Below are 21,423 nucleotides of genomic sequence, written 5' to 3' on the forward strand. Positions count from 1 at the left end.
CATATGCCATCCCGACCTTTCGCCGCCCTGCCCGACCTGGTGCGGGCGCAGGCACGGCGCACGCCCGACGCGATCGCCGTGCAGCATGAGGGCACGCTGCTCGACTACGCCACCCTGGACCTGCGGGTCTCCCTCATGACCGCCCGGTTGCGCGCCGCCGGGGTCGGGCGCGGCGACTTCGTCGGGGTCCTGCTGGAACGGGACGCCGGCCTGCTCGTGGCGCTGCTGGCGGTGCACCGGGCGGGGGCGGCGTACCTGCCGCTCGACCCGTCGCACCCGCCGGCCCGGATCAGCCGGATCGCCGCCGACGCGGGATTGCGGCTGCTGGTGACCACCCGCGCGCACGAGAGCCTGGGACTGCCGTCCCTCTACACCGACGACCCCATGCCCGACGCCGCCCCCCTTGAGGCGTCGGCGGTCGCGCTCGACCCGCAGGACATCGCCTACCTGATCTACACCTCCGGCTCCACCGGCGCGCCCAAGGGCGTCCTGGTCACGCACGGCGCCGTCGCCAACCTCATGGCCTCGATGCTGACGTGGCCCGGACTGACCGCCTCCGACGTGCTGCCCGCCGTCACCACCGCGGGCTTCGACATCTCCGTGGCCGAGCTGTTCCTGCCGCTCGTCGCGGGCGCGCGGGTGGTGATCGGCAGTGCCGAGCAGGCCCGTGACCCGCGGCTGCTCGGCGAGCTGCTGGACGCCTCCGGGGCCACCCACCTGCAGGCCACGCCGACGAGCTGGCGGATGCTGCTGGACTCCGGCTGGCGGCCGCCGCCCGGGTTCACCGCCTGGTCCGGCGGCGAGAAACTGGAGGCCGACCTGGCCGAGCGGCTGCGGGAATCGTGCGCGGTCGTCTGGAACCTGTACGGCCCCACGGAGACCACCGTCTGGTCGGCGGGCGGCCGCATGACCGGCGACCCGGCGCACGGCTTCGCGGGATTCGCCGCCTTCGCCGCGACGAGCCTGCACGTGCTGGACGACGACCTGGAGCCGGCCGACGAGGGCGAGCTGTACATCGGCGGCGCCGGGCTGGCCCGCGGCTACCTCGGGCGGCCCGCGCTGACCGCGGACCGGTTCGTGCCCGACCCGCACGTGCCCGGTGCGCGACTGTACCGGTCGGGCGACGTGGCGCGGCGCACCGCCGACAGGCGGCTGGAGATCCTCGGCCGGACCGACCACCAGGTGAAGATCCGCGGGCACCGGGTCGAGCCGGGCGAGATCGAGGCCGCCCTGCGGACCCACCCCGGGGTCCGGGCGTGCGTCGTGCATCCGTTCGGGACGCCGCCCCGGCTGGCCGCGTACGTGGTGGGCCGGGACGGGCAGGCTCCACCGGCCGACGAGCTGCGGGCGCACCTGGCGACGACGCTGCCCGCGTACCTGATCCCGGCGGCGTTCGTCACGCTGCCCGAGCTGCCCGTGTCGGCCAGCGGGAAGGTGGACCGGGCCGCCCTGCCCGCGCCCAGCGCCGACCTGGGCGCGCCGCCGTACGCCCCGCCGGTCACCGCGACCGAGCAGCTGGTCGCCGACACCTGGCAGGACGTTCTCGGGGTCGAGCGCGTAGGGCGGGACGACGCGTTCCTGGCGCGTGGCGGGGACTCGCTGGCCGCCGCGAAGGCGATCTTCCGCGCCTCCCGGCACGCGGGAGTCCAGGTGCCGCTGCGCGCCCTGTTCGAGGCGGGTACGGTGCGCGCGTTCGCCGCCTGGCTCGACGAGGCCGTGGCCGCCGCCACGCTCGCTCCTGCCGCCGCCGCGGTCCCGGAGTCCGGCGGCGGGGTTATCGAGGGGCGTGTCGCGGGGCAGTGGGCGCCCGTGCCGGCCGGGGAGCGGGCACGGCTGTCGTCCGCGCAGCTACGTCTGTGGCTGCTGGACCAGATGGGCGACGGCGGCGACGCCTACCACGTGCCACTGGTGCTCCGCCTGACCGGTCGCCTCGACCACGACGCCCTGCTGGCCGCCGTGCGCCGGCTCGCCGAACGCCACGAGTCGCTGCGCTCCCGCTACGCCTGGGACGGCGGCGAGCCCGTTCAGGAGGTCATGCCGGCCGAGGCCGTCACCGTCACGGTCGCCCGCCTCCCCGCCGGCCGCGACGCCGAGGCCGAGACCCGCGCGTGGTTGCGGCGGCTGGTGAGCGCCGGCTTCGACCTCGAACACGCCGCCCCCTGCCGCGCCGGCCTGCTCCAACTCGCCCCGGACGAGCACCTGCTCGCCCTGGTCGCCCATCACATCGCGATCGACGGCTGGTCGCTGGACGTGCTCCAGAAGGACCTGGCCGACCTCTACAGGGCCCTGTCGGCGGGCGCCGAACCCGCCCTCACCGGCCCGCCCGCCCGCTACGCCGACCACGTGGCCCGGCAGCGCGACCGGACCGGCGACGACGCCCACCTGGCGTACTGGCGCGACCGGTTGGCCGGGCTGTCGCCGCTCGACCTGCCCGCCGACCGGCCCCGCCCGCCCGTGTGGTCCCCGGCGGGCGCCGCGCTGCGGTTCGAGGTGGCCGCCCCGCTGCGCGCCGCCGTCACCGAGCTGGCCGCCCGGCACTGCGCCACCCCGTTCATGGCGCTGCTGGCCGCCTTCCAGGTGCTCCTCGGCCGGTACGCCGGCACCGACGACGTCGCCGTGGGTACGGTGCTCGCCGGGCGGTCCGGACCGGAGTTCGACGAGGTCGTCGGCCTGTTCGTGAACACCGTGGTGATGCGGGCCGACCTGTCCGGCCGCCCGGCGTTCGCCGAACTGCTCGACGGCACCCGGCGTGACCTGCTGCACGCGCACGAGCACCAGGACCTGCCGTTCGAGCGCCTCGTCCAGGAGCTCGAACCCCGCCGCGACCCGTCCCGCAACCCGCTGTTCCAGGTGATGTTCGCCTTCCAGAACCCCGACGGCGACGACGACCCCGACTGGGGCGACGGCCTGCGGGTACGCCGCGAGCCGCGGCCCGCGGGCGGCTCCACCACGTTCGACCTGACGCTCTCGGTCAGCGACGGCGCGGACGGCGGCTGGTCCGGCTACCTGGAGTACAGCACCGCGCTGTTCGACGAGGCGACCGCCGCCCGGCTGGCCGCCCACTACCGCACCCTGCTCGCCTCCGCCGTCGCCGACCCGTCGGCGCCCGTGGCCGAACTGCCGGTGTTCGACGGCGCCGCCGCCGTCGAGGGACCGGCCGGCGTGCCCGCCCCCGGCACCCTGACGGACCTGGTGGACGCCCGCCCGCCTGGCGACCCCGCCGTCACCTGCGGAGATGAGCGGATGACGTACGGCGAACTGAGCGCGGCGAGCGACCGGCTGGCCCACCATCTCGTCGCGGCCGGCGCGGCGCCCGGCGACCTGGTCGCGGTGCGGCTGCCGCGCGGCGTGTCGCTGCTGGTGTCGATGCTGGCCGTGGCCAAGGCCGGCGGCCACTACCTGGCCGTGGACCCGGACCACCCGCGCGAGCGGGTCGCCGCGATGCTCGCCGACGCTCGCCCCCGCCTGCTCGTCACCGCCGGGCCGCTGAACGGCGTGCGGCTGGACGATGTGCGGGGGGACGGCGTGCGGCTGGACGGTGTGCGGGGGGACGGCGCGCGGTCGGACGGTGTGCGGTCGGATGGCGTGCGGTCGGACGGTGTGCGGGTGGTGCGGCTGGATGACGAGGCCGGTGCCATCGCCGCCCGGCCCGCCGGTCGTCCGGCCGTGCCCGTGACGCCCGCCGACCCGCTCGCCCTCGTCTACACCTCCGGCTCCACCGGCACGCCCAAGGGCGTCGTCCTCACCCACGCCAACGTGCTCAGCGCCGTCACCGGCCGCCGCGCCTACGCCGAGCCGCCGCGCCGGCTGATGCTGCCGGTGTCGCCGACGTTCGACGTGTTCCTGTCCTTCGCGGCCTGGACACTCTGCTCCGGCGGCGAGCTGCTGCTGCCGCCGCCCGGCCCCCGCGCCGACCTGGACGAGCTGGCCCGCCTGGCCCGCGAGCACCGCCCCAGCCACGTGGTCTGCGGCCCGCACCTGGTCAGAGCGTTGCTCGAACACGACTCCGCCGCCCTCGCCGCGATCTCCACGGTCGTCACCGGCGGCGAGTCCTGCCCGGTCGCGCTGCTCGACGACCTGGCCAACCGCGCCCCCGGCCTGACGCTGATCAACGAGTACGGTCCCACCGAGGCGTCCTGGGGCAGCTACTTCGACACCGCCGCCGGTACGGTGCCGACGGGCCGGGCCGCGCTGCCCATCGGCGCGCCCCCGGCCGGCTACCGCGTCCACCTCTGGGACGACGGCGGTTCCCCGGTGCCGCTCGGCGCGGCCGGCGAGATCGTCATCGGGGGCCCCGGCGTCGCCCAGGGCTACCACGGGCGGCCCGCGCTGACCGCCGCGCGGTTCGTACCCGACCCGTCCGGGCCGCCCGGCGCCCGCGCCTACCGCACCGGCGACCACGCCCGGCTCGACTCCGGCGGGCGGCTGCAGTTCCTCGGCCGCGTCGACGGACAGGTGAAGATTCGCGGTCACCGCGTCGAGCTGGGCGAGATCGAGGCCGTACTTTCCGGTCACCCGGACGTCGCCCAGGCCGCCGCCCGCCTCGACGCGGCCGGCCGGCTGGCCGGGTACCTGGTGCCGGTCCCCGGCCGGGCCGCGCCCGACGCCGCCCGGCTGCGCGCCTACCTCGCCGAACGGCTGCCCGAGCACATGATCCCGGCCGGGTACGTACCGATGCCCGAGCTGCCCGTCACCCCGCACGGCAAGGTGGACCGCGCCGCGCTGCCCGAGCCCGGCGACGGCGCCCTCGCGCCCGCCCGGACCGGCACGCCGCCGCGCACGCCGATCGAGGAGCTGGTCGCGGAGGTGTTCGCGGCCGTGCTCGGGCTGACCGGGTGCTGCGCCGAGGACTCCTTCTTCGACCTGGACGGCAACTCACTCACCGCCGCCCAGGCCGTCGCCAAGGTCCGTGCCCGGTTGCCCGTCACCGTGGGGGTGCGGGACCTGTTCGCGGCGCCGACCGTGGCCGGGTTCGCCGAACTCCTCGGGGCCCGGATGTTCGAGGCGCTGACCGCGCGGGGGACCGAGGCCGAGCCGCCGCCCGCCACCGCGTCCGAGGTGCCCGCCGTCCGGCGTCAGGACGCACCCCTGTCGTACGCGCAGGAACGGCTGTGGCTGCTCGACCGGATATTTCCCGGCGGCGCCGACTACGTCGCCCCGATCGCGTGGCGGCTGCGCGGCCGGCTCGACCCCGCCGCGCTACGCCAAGCCCTCGACGGGCTGGTCGCCCGGCACGACGTGCTCCGCACCCGGTACGAGCTGCGCGACGGCGAGCCGCGCCAGGTCGTCGACCCGGCGACGGCGCTGCCCCTGGCCCGCCATGACCTGGCTCGCCAAGGCCCGGCCTCCGGCGACACCGCCTCGGGTGGTGGCCGGCGGCTGGACGCGTTGCTCGCCGAAGAGGCCGCGCGCGGGTTCGATCTGGCCAGGGAGTGGCCGCTGCGGGCCACGCTGGTGCGGCTCGGCCCCGACGAGCATGTGCTGCTGCTCACCGTCCACCACATCGCCTGCGACGCCTGGTCGCTCACCCTGCTCACCGACGAGCTGGACACCCGCTACCGAGCCGCCGCAGCCGGGAGCGCGCCGGACCTGCCGCCGCTGCCCGCCCAGTACGCCGACCACGCCGTCGGCCAGCGCGGGCAGCCCGACGACGCCGAGGCGCTGCGGTACTGGTGCGACCGGCTGGCCGGGCTGCGCGATCTCGCCATGCCCGCCGACCGGCCCCGCCCGCCGGTGCGCGACCGGCGTGGTCGCACCCTCGGCTTCCGCCTCTCCGGCGAGCTGGCCGTCCGGGTCAGGGCGCTGGCCCGCGAGCGCGGCGCCACCCCGTACATGGTGCTGCTGGCCGCGTTCCACCTGCTGCTGGGCCGCTACTGCGGGCAGGACGACACCGTCGTCGGCACGCCCGTCGCCCGGCGTGACACGCCGGACGAGGAGACCATGATCGGGTTCTTCGTCGACACGGTGGTGCTGCGCGGCGACCTGGCCGGCGCCCGGGTGTTCGGCGAGCTGCTCGACCGGGTCCGCGACGACGTGCTCGGCGCGTTCGCCTACCAGGCGCTGCCGTTCGAGCGGCTGGCGCAGGAACTCGCCCCCGAACGCGACGCCTCGCGCAACCCGCTCTTCCAGGTGATGTTCTCCTACCAGAACGCCCGCGCCGCCACTCCCCGGCTCGGCGCCCTGGAGGTCTCCGAGGTGCCCGTCGCGCCGCGGACCGCGAAGTTCGACCTGACCCTGGAGGTCGCCGAGGGCCGCGACGGGACCCTGACCGGGAGCTTGGAGTACGCGACCGGGCTGTTCGACCGGGCCACCATGGAGGCGTTCGCCGAGCGGTACGTGTCCGTGCTCGGCCAGGTCCTCGACGACTCCGGCCGGCCGCTGGACACCGTCGACCTCCTCACCCAGGCCGAACGCCACGACCTGATCACCGGCTGGAACGCCACCGCCGCCGACCGTCCCGGCCTGCCGCTGCACACCCTGTTCGAGCGGCAGGCGGCGGTCACACCCGGCGCGACCGCCTTGGCCGACGGAACGCATACGGTCACCTACGCCGAGCTGGACACCGCGGCCGGTGCCCTGGCCGGTCGGCTGCGGGCCGCCGGGATCGGGGCGGAAGACCTCGTCGCGGTCGCGCTGCCGCGCGGGACGGCGCTGATGGTGACGCTGCTGGGCGTGCTGAAGGCGGGGGCCGCGTACGTGCCGCTGGACCCCGGGCACCCGGCGGAACGGCTGACCGCGGTGCTGCGCGAGTCGCGGGCGGCGGCGATCGTCACGGACGGCGACCTCGCCGCGCGGCTCGCCACCCGGCCGCCGCTGGTCATCCCGCCGCCGAACCTGAACGCCCCCGACGCCCCGCCCGCTCTCGACCCCGCACCCGCTCCTGGTGCTTCACCCGCCCTGGCGGGCGCGCCGCAGGTCGATCTGGATGCCCCCGCGTACGCGATCTTCACGTCCGGGTCCACCGGTACGCCCAAGGGTGTGGTCATCACCCATCGCGGCATCGTCAACCGCGTCCTGTGGACCGTCCGCCGGCACGCCCTGACCGCGGCCGACCGGGTTCTGCAGAAGACCACGATCGCGTTCGACGCGGCCGGCTGGGAGATCTTCGCCCCGCTGGCCGTCGGGGGTACCGTCGTGCTCGCCTCCCCGGGCGCCGAACGCGACCCCGCGCTGATCGTCGCCGACGCCGCCACACACGGCGTGACCGTGCTCCAGGCCGTCCCGTCGATGCTCGGCCTGCTGGCCGAGGAGCCCGGACTGTCCGGCTGCGCAGCCCTGCGCCTGGTGTTCTCCGCCGGCGAGCCGCTGACCGCCGACCTGTGCGCGCGGCTCGCCGCCCGGGTGCCCGCGGAGCTGCACAACACGTACGGGCCGACCGAGTGCTCCATCGACGTGACCGCCTGGCCGTACCGGCCGGGCGTCACCACCGGCGGCCACCTGTCCGGCAAGGGGACCGTGCCCATCGGCGGCCCGATCGACAATACGGCGATCCGCATCCTCGACGCGGAGTCCCGCCCGGTGCCGGTCGGCGTGCCCGGCGAGCTGTGCGTCGCCGGGGACGGCCTGGCCCGCGGCTACCTGTACAACCCCGCCCAGACCGCCGCCCGGTTCGTGCCCGACCCGTACGGCCCGCCGGGCGGCCGCGTGTACCGGACCGGCGACCTGGCCCGCTGGCGGGCCGACGGCGCGATCGACTTCCTCGGCCGCCTCGACCACCAGGTCAAGGTACGCGGCGTGCGCGTCGAGCCGGGCGAGGTCGAGGCCGTCCTGGCCGCCCACGCCGACGTGACCGCCGCGGCCGTCGCAGCCGGGGCCGACCCGCACGGCGACACCCGCCTCATCGCGTACGTGCTGCCGGCCAGCCGGCCCGACCTGTCCGTGGACAAGCTCCGGCTGTACCTGTCGGAGCGGCTGCCCGAGCCGATGGTGCCCGACGCCGTCGTGGTCCTGGACCGCTTCCCGTACACGCCTAGCGGCAAGCTGGACCGGGCGGCGTTGCCCGCGCCGGACGCCGCGCTGTTCGTCCCGCGCGGCGGAGAGTACATGGCGCCGCGCGACCCGGCCGAGGAGGTGATCGCCTCGGTGTTCGCCGATGTGCTCGGGCTGGAGCGGGTCGGTGTGCACGACAGCTTCTTCGCCGCCGGGGGCAACTCGATGCTCGCCATGCGGGCGGTGTCGCGGCTGCGGGAGACGTTCACGGTGCCGGTGACGATGGGGGCGCTGCTGGACGCGCGGACGGTGGCCGAGCTGGCCAGGCGGCTGTCGGCCGCCCAGCCCGCCCAGCCCGAGCCGCCCGGCCCGGTCCCCGCCGCCGCGCAACCGCTGGCCGGCACCGTTGAGATCGCCCTGGACGCGACCGCCGGATCCGCACCCGGCGCAGCCGGGGAGCACGTGCCTCTGTCCGCCGCGCAGCGCCGCATGTGGCTGATGTACGCGATGGACCCCGCCGGCACCGAGTACCTGGCCCCGATCGCGCTCCGCCTGCGCGGCACGCTCGACGAGGCCGCCCTGCTGGCCGCCGTCGAGTCCGTACGCGACCGGCACGCCGTCCTGCGCACCCGGTACGAGGCCGCGGACGGCGAGACCCGCCAGGTCGTCGACCCGCCCACGCCGCTCAAGCCGTACCGCGTGGACCTGTCCGGCCGCCCGGACCCCGAGCGGCAGGCCGCAGAGCTGGTCGAGCGGTGGGTCGCCCGCCCGTTCGACCTGGCCGCGGAGGCCCCGCTGCGGGTGGCGCTGGCCAGGATCGGCACCGACGACCACGTGCTGCTGCTGCTCACCCACCACATCGCCTGCGACGGCCGCTCCCTCGACGTCATCGCCCGCGAGCTCGGCGACGCCTACAACGCGCTGCGCGCCGGCGAGCGGCCGACCCCCGAGCCGCTGCCCGTCCAGTACGCCGACTACGCCATCTGGGAGAACGGTCCCGAAGCCGGCCAGGCCCGCCGACGGCGGCTGGCCCGCTGGCGGGCGGAGCTGGCCGGCGTGCCCGCGCTCGACCTGCCGCTGGACCGGCCCCGGCCGCCGGTGCGCGACCCGCGCGGCGCCGTGCACGCCTTCCGGATCCCGGCCGGCGTCGCCCGCCCCGTCCTCGACCTGGGCCGCGAACGGGCCGCCACCCCGTTCATGACCTGGCTGGCGGCCTTCCAGGCGCTGCTCGGCCGCTACACCGGCCGCACGTCGTTCCTGGTCGGCGCACCCGTCGCCGGGCGGGACCTGCGCGCCGTCGAGAACCTCATCGGCTGCTTCGTCAACACCATGCTCACCCGCGCCGACCTGTCCGGCGAGCCGGACTTCGGCACCCTCGTGGACCGGGCTCGCGAAGGTGTGCTGGCCGCCCTCGATCACCGCGACGTGCCGCTGGAGGACCTCGTGGACGCGCTCGGCGTCGAACGCGACCTGTCCCGGGTGCCGCTGCTCGACGCGATGCTGGCCGTCGAGGACACGGCGCTGACGCCGTACCGGCTGGACGGGCTGGCCGTCGGGCCGTTCCCGGTGACGCGGCGGGCGGCGATGTGCGACCTGACGCTGACCCTCGGAGAGGGGCGCGACGGGGAGTGGACGGCGGAGTTCGAGTACGCGGCCGCGCTGTTCGAGCCCGGCACCGTGGCCCAGCTGGCCGAGCACTTCCTGCTGCTGCTCGGCGCGTGCGCCGCCGACCCCGCCGCCCGGCCGTCGGACGTGCGGCTGGTGGACGTGGACGAGCCGGACGAGCCGTTCGCCACCCCGCTGGTGGCCGCCGCGGTCGCCGACTGGGCCCGCCGCACGCCCGGCGCGGTCGCCCTCACCGAGGCGGGCGGCGACGGCGGGACCGGGACCTACACCTACGCCGAGCTGGACCGGCTGTCGGGGCACCTGGCCGCGCGGCTGGTGGCGGCGGGGGTGCGGCCGGGGGAGTGCGTGGCCTCGTGCCTGCCGCGCGGGTCGCTGGTGGCGGTGTCTCTGCTCGGCATCCTGCGGGCCGGGGGCGTGTACGTGCCGGTGGACGCGGACTCGCCGCCGGAACGGCTCGCCGCGCTGCTGGCCGACATCGCCCCGGTCGCCGTCGTGACGGACGGGTCCGGCTTGTTCGGGTCCGTCGTGGCCGTGCCGGTCGTGGCGGAGGGCGCGCCGCCCGACGTGCCCCTGCCCGAGCCGGATCCCGGCGATCTGGCGTACATGATCTTCACATCCGGCTCCACCGGCCGTCCCAAGGGCGTGCAGGTCGAGCACGGCTCCTACGCCCAGCACTGCGTCGTCCAGGCCCGCGCCTACGGCCTCGCACCCGGCGACGCCTTCGCCCTCATGGCGTCCGTGACGTTCGACGCCTCGCTGGACCAGATCGCCGCGACCCTGATGGCCGGCGCGACCGTCGTGGTCGCCGACCCCCGTGCCACTCTGCCCGGCGACCTGGCCGACCAGCTCACCCGCAGCCGCGTCACCGTACTCGACGTCACCCCCGCCTACTACCGCGAGCTGGTCGCCGCGCTGCGCCCCGGCGACGGCCGGCTGGCCGGGCTGCGGCTGATGAGCGTGGGCGGCGACGCCGTCACCTACGCCGACGCGGCGATGTGGGCCGCCACGGGCCTGCCCGCCGGCTTCCACACCGGCTACGGGCCAACCGAGGCCACCATCGCCACCACCGCCCACACCGTCACCGACCTCGGCGAACCCCCCGACACGCTCGTCCCGCTCGGCCGGCCACTGCCCGGCACCGGCGCGTACGTCCTGGACGCGAACCTGTCGGCCGTCCCGCACGGCGTGGTCGGCGAGCTGTACGTCGGCGGCAGCCGCGTCGCCCGCGGCTACCACCGCGCGCCCGCCCTGACCGCCGCCCGCTTCCTGCCCGACCCGTACGCGCCACTGCCAGGTGCCCGCATGTACGCCTCCGGCGACCTGGTGCGCCGCCGCGCCGACGGGATCATCGAGTTCGTCGGCCGCGCGGACCGGCAGATCAAGATCCGCGGCTTCCGGGTCGAGCCCGGTGAGATCGAGGCTGTCCTGGCCACCTGCCCTGGGCTGCGCACCGGCGTCGTGGAGGCCAGACGTTCCCCGCTCGGCGACCTGCGGCTCGTCGGCTACGTCGTCGCCGAACCCGGCGTCACCCCCGTCGACCTGGCCGCCCACCTGCGCGAACGGCTGCCCGACTACATGGTGCCCGACGCCTGGGTTGAGCTGCCCGCCCTGCCGCACACCCCGAACGGCAAGACCGACAGAAAGGCCCTGCCCGACCCCGACTGGAGCCGCCCCCAGCCCGCGAACCGCTACACACCGCCACGTACCGAGATGGAGGAGTACGTCGCCGACGTCTGGGCCGCGGTCCTCGGCCTGGAACGGGTCGGCCGCGACGACGACTTCTTCGTCCTGGGCGGCAACTCGCTGCTCGCCTCGCGGGTGCTGCTGCGCCTGCGCGAGGCGTTCGACCTGCCCCTGTCCCTGCGTCAGATCTTCGAGGCGCGCACCGTCGCCGTGCTCGGCGAGCTCTTGGAGCACGCCATCACGGAGGAGATCTCCCACTGGACGCGGGAGCAGACGATGTCCCTGCTCTCCGAAGGAGACCAAGCATGACGACCACGACGCCGCCGGACGCCGGGCTCTTGGTGCGCCGCTACCTCGACCGGAGCCGGCGCTCCAAGCCCACACTCATCGCCGCCCGCACCGACCGAGACCGCCCGCCGCCACTGTCGGCCGGCCAGCGCCGCCTCTGGCTGCTCGACCGGATCCGCCCCGGCGGCACCGAGTACCTGGTCCCGGTGGCGCTGCGGCTGCGCGGCCCGCTGGACGCCGCCCGGCTGCGCGCCGCGCTCGACGGCCTGGCCGCCCGCCACGAGATCCTGCGCACCCGGTACGCGGAATCCGGCGGCGAGCCGTACCAGCTCGTCGACCCGCCCGGCCAGGTGCCGCTGACCAGCGTGGACCTGTCGGCGGAGCGGGACCTGCGGGTGCGCGGCATCGTCGCCGCGGGCACCCGCCGCCCGCGCCCCGCCCTGGACGCGCTGCTCGCGCAGGAGGGCGAACGGCCCTTCGACCTGACCGCCGAGTGGCCGCTGCGCGCCGCGCTGTTCGCGCTGCCCGGCGGCGAGCACGTACTGCTGCTGACCGGCCATCACATCGCCGTGGACGGCGTCACCATGGACGTGCTGGTCGACGAGCTGTGCGCGGAGTACGCGGGCGGGGTCCCGGCCGCGCCCGCCCTGCAGTACGCCGACTACACCGACTGGCAGCGAACGTTCCTGGCAAGTCCGGCCGCCGCCCGCCAGCTCGGCTACTGGACGCGGCGGCTGGCCGGCGTCGCCCCGCTGGAGCTGGCCGCCGACCACACCCGCCCCGCCGAGTGGGACGCCACGGGCGACGTCGTCACCTTCGACGTGCCCGCCGCCGAGGCCGCCGCCGCGCTGGCCGAGGGGGCGCGCCGCTCGGCCACGCCGTTCATGACGCTGCTGGCCGCCTTCTGGGCGGTCCTCGGCCGGTACGCGGGCACGGACGACGTCGCCGTCGGCACCCCCGTCGCCGGCCGGAGCAGGATGGAGTTCGAGCGGCTGCCCGGCTACTTCGCCAACACGCTCGTGCTGCGCGGCGACCTGTCCGGCGAGCCCTCGTTCGGCGACCTGGTCGGCCGGGCGCTGACCGCCGTCACCGAGGCCTACGACCACCAGGACGTGCCCTTCGAGCGGATCGTCGAGGAGCTGCGCCCCGGCCGCGACCTGGCCGTCAACCCGCTGTTCCAGGCCCTGCTCACCTACCGCGAGGACACGGCGGCCGCCCGCTCCGCCGGGCCCCTGGCCGTCGCGGAGGAGCCGGTCGGCTGGTCGCCCGCCCGCGTGGACATCGCCCTCGACCTCACCCTGCGGCCCGATGGGTCGCTGCGCGGCGCGCTCGTCTATCCGACGGCGCTGTTCACCCGGGCCACCGCCGAAGGGCTGGCCGGGCACCTGGTCACGTTCCTGCGCCGGGCCGGCCGCACCCCCTGTGTGCCCGTTCGCGAGATCGCCCTCACCTCCGCGGCAGAACGCGAACGCCTGCTGACCGGCTGGAACGCCACCACCGTGGACCGGCCCGCGCACTGCCTGCCCGACAGGTTCGCCGCCCGCGCCGCCCGCGACCCCGACGCCGTCGCCCTTGTCACGCCCGCGGGGACCATGACCTACGGCGAGCTCGACGCCGCCGCCAACCGGCTCGCCTGGCTGCTGCGCTCGCGCGGCGCCGGGCCCGAGAGCCGGGTCGCCGTCTGCCTCGACCGCTCGGCCGACCTGGTGACCGCGCTGCTCGCCACCGTCAAGGCGGGGGCCGCGTACGTGCCGATCGACCCCGAGTACCCGCGCGACCGGATCGCCTACCTCGTCGCCGACTCGGCCGCCCACGTGGTGCTGACCAGCGCCGCGCACGCTCACCTGTGCCCGCCGGACGCCGTCGTCCTCGACGGGCTCGACCTGGCGGCGTTCCCGGCGACACCGCCGCCGGTGCCGCGCGACCCCGACGGCGCCGCGTACGTCATCTACACCTCCGGCTCGACCGGGCGGCCCAAGGGCGTCGTCGTCTCCCACCGGGCCATCGCCAACCGGCTCGACTGGATGCAGGACGCCTACCGGCTGACCCCGGCCGACGCGGTGCTGCAGAAGACGCCGTTCGGGTTCGACGTGTCGGTGTGGGAGTTCTTCTGGCCGCTGGCCGAAGGCGCCCGGTTGGTCGTCGCCGCGCCCGGCGGGCACCGCGACGGGGCGTACCTGCGCGACCTGATCGTCGGCGAACAGGTGACCGTCTGCCACTTCGTGCCGTCCATGCTGCGGTCGTTCCTGGACGTGCCCGGTGTCGGGGCGTGCACCTCGCTGCGGGACGTCATGTGCAGCGGCGAGGCGCTGCCCACCGACCTGGCCGGCCGCTTCCACGACCTGCTCAGCGCCCGCCTGCACAACCTGTACGGGCCCACCGAGGCGGCCGTGGACGTCACCGCCTGGGCGTGCCGGCCCGGGTGGGCCGAGGCGCGGGTGCCCATCGGCGGGCCCATCGACAACATCGCCGTGCACGTCCTGGACGAGGCGATGCAGCCCGCGCCGGTCGGCGTGCCGGGGGAACTGCACATCGGCGGGGTCGGGCTGGCGCGGGGGTACCTGGGGCGGCCGGGACTGACGGCCGAGCGATTCGTGCCGAACCCGTTCGGGGCGGGGCGCCTTTACCGGACCGGGGACGTCGTGCGGCGGCGGGCCGACGGGACGCTCGACTACCTGGGGCGGCGGGACCACCAGGTGAAGATCCGGGGGCACCGGATCGAGCCGGGGGAGGTCGAGTCGGTGCTGCTGGAGCATCCGGGGGTGGGGGCGGCGGCCGTGATCGTGCGCGACGACCGGCTCGTGGCGTACGTGGTCGGCACGGCCTGTGCGGACGGCTCTCGTGCGGATGGCTCTCGTGCGGACGGCTCTCATGAGGACAGTGCTTGTGCGGACGGCTCTCGTACGGACGGCTCTTGTGAGGACAGTGCTTGTGCGGATGGTCCTCGTGCGGCGGGGGCCGGTGGCGGAGGGCTGGACGGCCGGGAGGTGCGGGGGTGGCTGGTCGGGAGGTTGCCCGCCTACCTCGTGCCGGCGTTCGTGGTGACGCTGGACGCGCTGCCCGTCTCCGCGCACGGCAAGCTCGACCGAGCCGCCCTTCCGGCGCCCCGGGCCGCCGAGGCGGACGACGCGTTCGTGGCGCCCCGCGACCCGGCCGAGCGGGCCGCCGCCGACGCCTGGGCCGCCGCGCTGGACCTGCCCGCCGTCGGCGTCCACGGGAACTTCTTCGAGCTGGGCGGCGACTCCATCCGGGCGCTGCGGGCCATCGGGCTGCTGCGCGAGGCCGGTTGGGAGGCGGGCGTGCAGGACGTGTTCCGGCACCAGACCCCCGCCGCCCTGGCCACCGTCATGACCCCCGGAACGTCCGCCGGACACGTCACCTCGGCGCCGTTCGTCCACGTCCGTCCCGCCGACCGGGCGCTGCTGCCACCGTCGGTGGCCGACGCGTACCCGCTCACCCAGGTGCAGGCCGGCATGCTGGTCGAGCTGGCCGCCGATGGCGAGCTGAGCCCATACCACAACGTCACCTCCTACCTGGTACGCGATGACGGGCCGTTCTCGCTCGGAGCCCTGACCAAGGCCGCCGAGGCGCTGGCCGCCCGGCACGACGTGCTGCGCACCTCCTTCGACCTGGCGGCGTACTCCGAGCCGATGCAGCTCGTACACACCGAAGCTCGTGCGCACATCACCGTCGAGGACCTCACCGCGCTGCCCCCCGCCGAACAGCGCGCCGCCGCGGCCGCCGCGCTCGACCGGGAGCGGCGGCAGCCGTTCGACCTGGGGCGCGCGCCCCTGTGGCGGTTGTACGCCCAGCGGCTCGACGAGCGGCGATGGCGACTCGGCTGGGTGGAATGCCATCCGATCCTCGACGGCTGGAGCCACAACTCGCTGCTGACCGAGCTGCTGGAGGTGTACCGGGCGGTCCGCGACGGCCGGCCGGTGTCCGAGCCGGCGCCGTGTCCCGTCCGGTTCGCCGACGCCGTCGGGCTGGAACGGGCCGCGCTCGCCTCGGCCGAGCAACGCGACTTCTGGGAGAGCCGGGTGCGCGGCTTCGAGCGTCTCCGGCTTCCCGAAGCGTGGACCGCGGACATCCCCAGCGTTGACATCCCCGCTGCGGACGGTCTCCCGTCGGCCGGCGAGTCGGGGGCTTGCGCCGATGATCCGTTCCCCTATGACCTGCGGGTGCCGGTCGGGGAGCTGATGCCGGGGCTGCGTGCGCTGGCGAAGGCCGCCGGGGCGCCGCTCAAGAGCGTGTTCCTGGCCGCGCATGTGCGCGTCATGAGCATGGTGACCACGCAGCGGGCGTTCCGTACCGGGCTCGGAGTGAACGGGCGGCCCGAGGTGGCCGGTGGGGATCGGGCGCGCGGCATGTTCCTGAACGTCGTCCCGTTCGTGACCGGCACCGGCGCGGCCACCTGGCGCGCGCTGGTGCGGGAGGTGTTCGCGGAGGAGACGGCGCTGTGGCCGCACCGCCGCTTCCCCGCGCCGGAGATGCAGCGGCGGTGGAGCCCGGACGAGCCGCTGATCGACGTGCTGTTCAACTATCTCGACTTCCACGTGCTGGACCGGGACGCGCTCGACCTGGCCGAGACCGACGACCGCAGCGCCACCGACTTCGCGCTGGTGGTGTCCACGGAGCCCGGCGCGGTGGTGCTGTCCGCCTCGCCGCGCGCCGTCCGCCCGGCGTGGGGGGAGCGGCTGGCCGCGCTGTACGCGTCGGTGCTCGCCGCGATGACGGCCGACCCGGACGGGGACGCGCAGGCCGACCTGCTCCCGTCGGCCGAACATCGCCGCGCCCCGGCAGTCGGAGACGCTGCGCCGTCCCTGCCGGGGCTGTCGATCCACGAGCTCTTCGCCGCACAGGTGGCCAGGACGCCGGACGCGATCGCGGTCGAGTTCGCTCCGGTCTCCCGCGGAGGCGAGCCGGAGCGGTTGACCTACGCGGAGCTCGACGCCGCCGCGAATCGCCTGGCGCACCGGCTCGCCGGCCGGGGCGTGCGGCCGGGAGACGTCGTCGGGATCTGCCTGGACCGCTCGCCCCGCCTCATCATGGCCGTCCTGGCCGCGCTCAAGGCGGGCGGCGCGTACCTCGCCCTGGACGCCACCGACCCGCCCGTCCGGCTCGCCGAACTGCTGACCGATGCGGCGCCCCGGCTCGTGATCACCTCCGCCGACCTCGCGAGCGCCATCGGGCACCCGGACACGATCCTCCTCGGCGAGACGACCGAGACGACCGAGACGACCGAGACGACCGAGACGACCGGTGACGGCCCGGCCGGGCCGCCGCTCGCGCCGGTCACGCCGGACGACCTGGCGTATCTGATCTACACCTCGGGCTCGACCGGCCGACCCAAGGCCGTGGCGGTCCCGCACCGGGGCGTGGTCCGGCTGGTCACCGGCCAGACCTACGCCGAGTTCGGCCCCGGAGAGGTGCAACTGCTGCACTCGCCGATCACGTTCGACGCCGCCACGTACGAGATCTGGGGCGCGCTGCTGCACGGCGGCCGACTGGTCGTCGCTCCGCCCGGCCTGCTGGACGCCCGCGAGCTGCGCGAGGTGATCACCCGGCACGGAGTGACCTGCACGTTCGTCACGCACGGACTGTTCAAGCTGATGATGGACGACGACCTGACCGGCCTGCGCGGCCTGCGCACCCTCATCACCGGCGGCGAGGCCGTCTCCGCCGAACACCTCGAACGCGCCCGCCGCGCCCTTCCGGCCACCCGCCTGGTGAACGGGTACGGACCCACCGAAACCACCACGTTCGCCACCTGCCGTCTCCTCGATCCCGGCCGGCCGGTCACCGGGCCCGTCCCCATCGGCCCGGCCATCGCCCACACCACCGCGTACGTACTCGACCACCTCAGCCGGCCGGTCCCGCTGGGCGTGCCGGGCGAGTTGCACATCGGCGGCCCCGGCGTGGCCCGCGGCTACCTCGGCCGGCCGGCGCTCACCGCAGACCGGTTCGTCCCCGACCCCTACGGCCCCGAACCCGGCGCGCGGCTGTACCGCACCGGCGACCTGGCCCGGCTGCGGCCGGACGGCGGGTTCGACTTCCTGGGGCGGATGGACGACCAGCTCAAGATCCGCGGCCACCGCATCGAGCCGGGCGAGGTCGAGGCGGCCATGAACCGGTACCCGGACGTCCGCATGGCCGCGGTGGCGGCCCGCGAGATCACCCCGGGCGACCGGCGGCTGGTCGGGTACGTCATGCCGGGCACCATCGACGTGTCACAGCTGCGCGCCCACCTCGGCGGGCTGCTGCCGGCGCACCTCGTGCCCGACCACCTGGTGGCGCTCGACGCGTTCCCGATGACGGCGAGCGGCAAGGTGGACCGCGCCGCCCTGCCCACTCCCGGAGGGCACCGTCCCGACCCGCGCACCGCGTCCGCGCCGCCCAGGGACGGGTTGGAACGCGTGGCGGCCGAGGCGTTCGCGGCCGTGCTGGGGGTGGACGCGATCGGCAGGGAGGACGACTTCCTGCAGCTCGGCGGGCACTCGCTGGCGGCCATGCGGGCGGCGGCGCGGCTTGAGGCGGGCGCGGGCGTCCGAGTGACGGCCCGCGACATCATGCTCCACCGCACGGTCGCCGCCCTCGCGGCGGCTCTCGCCTCCCTTCCCGGTACGGCGGCTCTTCCCGGGACGACGGCCGTCTCGCCCGGCACGGACACCGTTCCACGGGTCTTGGCCGGGGCGAGCGTCGGCGCAGGCGCGGCGCCCTCGAGCGGCGGCGCGGGCGTGGTGCGGGAAGGGCTGGGCCGGGCGGCAGTGTGGTTCCGGGCGTCGGGGGAGCGGGCGCCGCTGTTCGCCGTGCATCCGGGCGGCGGCAGCGTGCACTGGTACCACGAGCTGTCCCGGCGGCTGCCGGGGGATCGCCCGTTCGTGGCGCTCCAGCATCCCGGGCTCGTGGACGAGGACGCCGCCGCCACCCCTGTCCGGCGGCTCGCGGAGGCGTACCTGACCGAGGTGCGGGCCGCGCAGCCTGCGGGGCCGTACCGGCTGTTCGGCTGGTGCGGCGGGACCGGGGCCGTGTGGGAGATGGCGGCCCGGCTGCGTGACCTGGGTGAGGAGGTTGAGCTGCTGCTGCTCGACCCGTGCCTGCCCGCCGTCGACGAGCCGCTGCACCTGCGGCTGCTCAGACGCGGCGAAGCACTCCTCGCTGCCCTGGCCGCCGGTGGCGTCGGTGGCAACGGCGACGGCACGATGTCGGCCGAGCCGGCCGTCGGCGGCGACAGCAAGTTGCGGGCCGAGCTGGCCGAGGTGCTGGCGGCCGTCGTGGACGACAACGACGGGCGGCCGATCACCGAGGAGGATCTGCACGAGGACTGGGCCCCCCGGCTGCGGCTCTGGCGCGGCATGGCCGAGGCCGCCCAGCTCGACCGGCCGCGGCCCGCTGCCGTGCCTGTCGAGATCATGCTCACCGACGACCTGATGGGCGATGGGCACGACGCCAAGGGCGGTCTCACGCACGAGGCGTACCTGCGCGAATGGCGCCGGCTACGCGGCGGGGACGTGCCGGTCGGCCGGTTCCGCCACGGCCACTTGGACGTGATGGCCCCGCCGCACGTGGACGAACTGGCCGCCCACATCGCGCGCTGGCTCGACCGAGCGGATCAGACAGATCAGACAGAGCAGACGGAGCAGAGAGATCAGACGGAGCAGACGGATCAGACGGAGCAGGCGCACCGGACCGGCAGGGCGGGGGAGGCCCGATGAGCGCGCCGTCCACCGTGGCCGCCTCCACCTCCACCGCGACCGCGACCGCCGTGGCCGCCTCCTCCGGGAGGGCGGTCCTCGGGGTCCGGGGCGGGAGCGTGCGGGAGGAGCTGCGGCGGCTCGGGGCCGGTACGCCGCCCACCCCGCTCGTCTGCGTGGGTGCCGAGGTAAAAAGCCGGCGGGTGATCGTACGGCTGAAGCTCGAAGGGGCCGGCACCTGGGGCTCCATCAAGGACCGCACCGCTCTCAGCCTCCTGCGTTCGGTTGCCGACCGGCTCGACGAGCCGGGCGCCGCCCTGGTCGAGTCCACATCCGGCAACCTCGGCGTCGCCCTGGCGTCCGCGGCCCGCGCGCTCGGGATCTCGTTCACCGCCGTGGTGGACCCCAGCCTGTCGCCCGTGCTGGCCGAACGGATGACCGGCCTGGGCGCCGTACTGTCCGAGGTCAGCCGGCGCGACGCCCAGGGCGGCTACCTGTCGGCCCGCCTGGACCGGGTCGCCGCGCTGCTGGCCGCCGACCCCGCCCTGGTCTGGACCGACCAGTACCACAACCCGGCCAACCCGCTGGCCCACTATCAGGGCACCGGCCCGGAGTTGCACAAGCAGGCACCCGGGTCGATGGACGCGGTGTTCGTGGCCGTGTCCACCGGCGGCACCCTCGCCGGGCTCGGCCGGTACCTGCGCCAGCGGCGGCCGAAGGCGCGGGTGATCGCGGTGGACGTGCCGGGGTCCCGGGTGTTCGCCGACCCGGCGGGCACCCGGCTGCTGACCGGTATCGGGGCGTCGCGGCCGTCGGCGTTCCTGCGGCAGGGGGACTGGGACGACGTCGTCATCGTGGACGACGCCGATGCCGTCTCCCACTGCCACGCCCTGGCCGGAACGACCGGGATCAGGCTCGGCGGCTCCAGCGGGGCCGTACTCGCCGCCTGCACCCGCTACCTGGCCGAACACCCGGAGATCACCTCCCCGGTCTGCGTCTGCCCCGACTCCGGCGGCAACTACACGCAGACGCTGTACGCGCCCGCGTGGCTGGCGGACCGCGGCGTCGAGGTGACCCGCGACCTGCCCGCCACGTTCCTCCGCCGAGAACACTCATGAGCGCCGCACCGGCGGAGGACACCCCGGAGGTCCTGCCCTCCAAAGGGCAGGCCGCCCTGTCCGTACCTGCCGAGAAGCAGGCCGCCTTGTCCGTGCCCGCCGGGACGCGGGCCGTGCGGCCCGGTGCGCCCGTCGTGAGCGTGTGGTGGGCGCGCGTCGCGGACGCCAGGGACAGCCTCGCCGCGCTGCTCGACCCCGCCGAACGGGCCAGGTACGAGGAGTACCGCCGCCCCGCCGACCGCGCGAGGTTCCTCACCGCCGCGGCGCTGCTGCGCCTGGTCGTCGGCCGGATGCTCGACGTGGCCCCCGAGCTGGTGCCGCTGGATCGGTCGTGTGACCGGTGTGGGCGCCCGCACGGCCGGCCACGCCTGCCCCCCGGGACCGGCGCCCCGTCAACCTCCTGGGCCTCGACCCCCGTCCTGTCGGTCTCGCACGCCGGGGACAGCCTGGTCGTGGCGGTCGGCGTCGGGGTCGAGGCGGTCGGCGTGGACGTCGAGGCGATCGACCACACCCTCGACATAGGCGAACTCGTCGGCGTCGCCCTCACCGAGCGGGAGACCCGGGCCCTGGCCGCGCTCGACCCGCCCAGCCGGGCGTCGGCGTTCCTGCGGCTCTGGACCAGGAAGGAGGCGGTGCTGAAAGCCCTGGGAGTCGGCCTCGACCATGCCCCCGACCAGGTGGACGTTCTCGGCACGGGAGAGCCCGTGCGCGTCCTGACCGAACAGGGGGAGGCGACGCTGCTGTCCCTCAACCCGCCACGCGGATACCACGCCAGCCTGGCGGTGATCCGCGGCCCGGTGCCGATCGTCGAGTGCGACGGCACCGGCCTGCTCGCCGGCGGAACCCAGAAGGAGCACATCTGGTGATCAGCGTCGGCGGCGGGACCGGCCTGCCGGGGTGAGCCCGGGGATCGCCCGCGAACCCTGGTTAGGAGCGGGCCGGGACATCGAGCGTGAGCGATCACGACAAGGCGTCCCGGTCCCCTGTGCGGCATTGCCGGTGGTGGACGGCGAGCCGACCGGTCGCGGTGCATGCCATGGGCAAAGGCGCAGGCGACCGGCAGGGTCGTAGTCCGCGCCATGCTG

4 protein-coding genes are annotated in these 21,423 nt (G+C 75.7%); all 4 read left to right on the plus strand.

Annotation, left to right across the window (positions count from 1 at the left end; translation table 11 throughout):
* Positions 1-3 precede the first annotated feature (3 nt).
* From AB0L53_RS30890 to AB0L53_RS30905, 4 genes are read left to right on the plus strand one after another with little or no spacing between them, the layout of a single operon-like run.
* Positions 4-11,547, plus strand: a complete 11,544-nt coding sequence (locus AB0L53_RS30890) for an amino acid adenylation domain-containing protein (RefSeq protein WP_364001132.1) — start codon at positions 4-6, stop codon at positions 11,545-11,547.
* Positions 11,544-19,241, plus strand: coding sequence for an amino acid adenylation domain-containing protein (locus tag AB0L53_RS30895; protein ID WP_364001135.1), 7,698 nt, complete (start codon positions 11,544-11,546; stop codon positions 19,239-19,241). The genes AB0L53_RS30890 and AB0L53_RS30895 overlap by 4 nt, the downstream gene beginning before the upstream one ends.
* Positions 19,238-20,338, plus strand: coding sequence for a pyridoxal-phosphate dependent enzyme (locus tag AB0L53_RS30900; protein ID WP_364001138.1), 1,101 nt, complete (start codon positions 19,238-19,240; stop codon positions 20,336-20,338). The genes AB0L53_RS30895 and AB0L53_RS30900 overlap by 4 nt, the downstream gene beginning before the upstream one ends.
* Positions 20,335-21,204, plus strand: coding sequence for a 4'-phosphopantetheinyl transferase superfamily protein (locus AB0L53_RS30905; RefSeq protein WP_364001141.1), 870 nt, complete (start codon positions 20,335-20,337; stop codon positions 21,202-21,204). The genes AB0L53_RS30900 and AB0L53_RS30905 overlap by 4 nt, the downstream gene beginning before the upstream one ends.
* Positions 21,205-21,423 lie beyond the last annotated feature (219 nt).

Source organism: Nonomuraea sp. NPDC052129, from assembly GCF_040680095.1.
In the GTDB taxonomy this organism is placed as follows: Bacteria; Actinomycetota; Actinomycetes; order Streptosporangiales; family Streptosporangiaceae; genus Nonomuraea.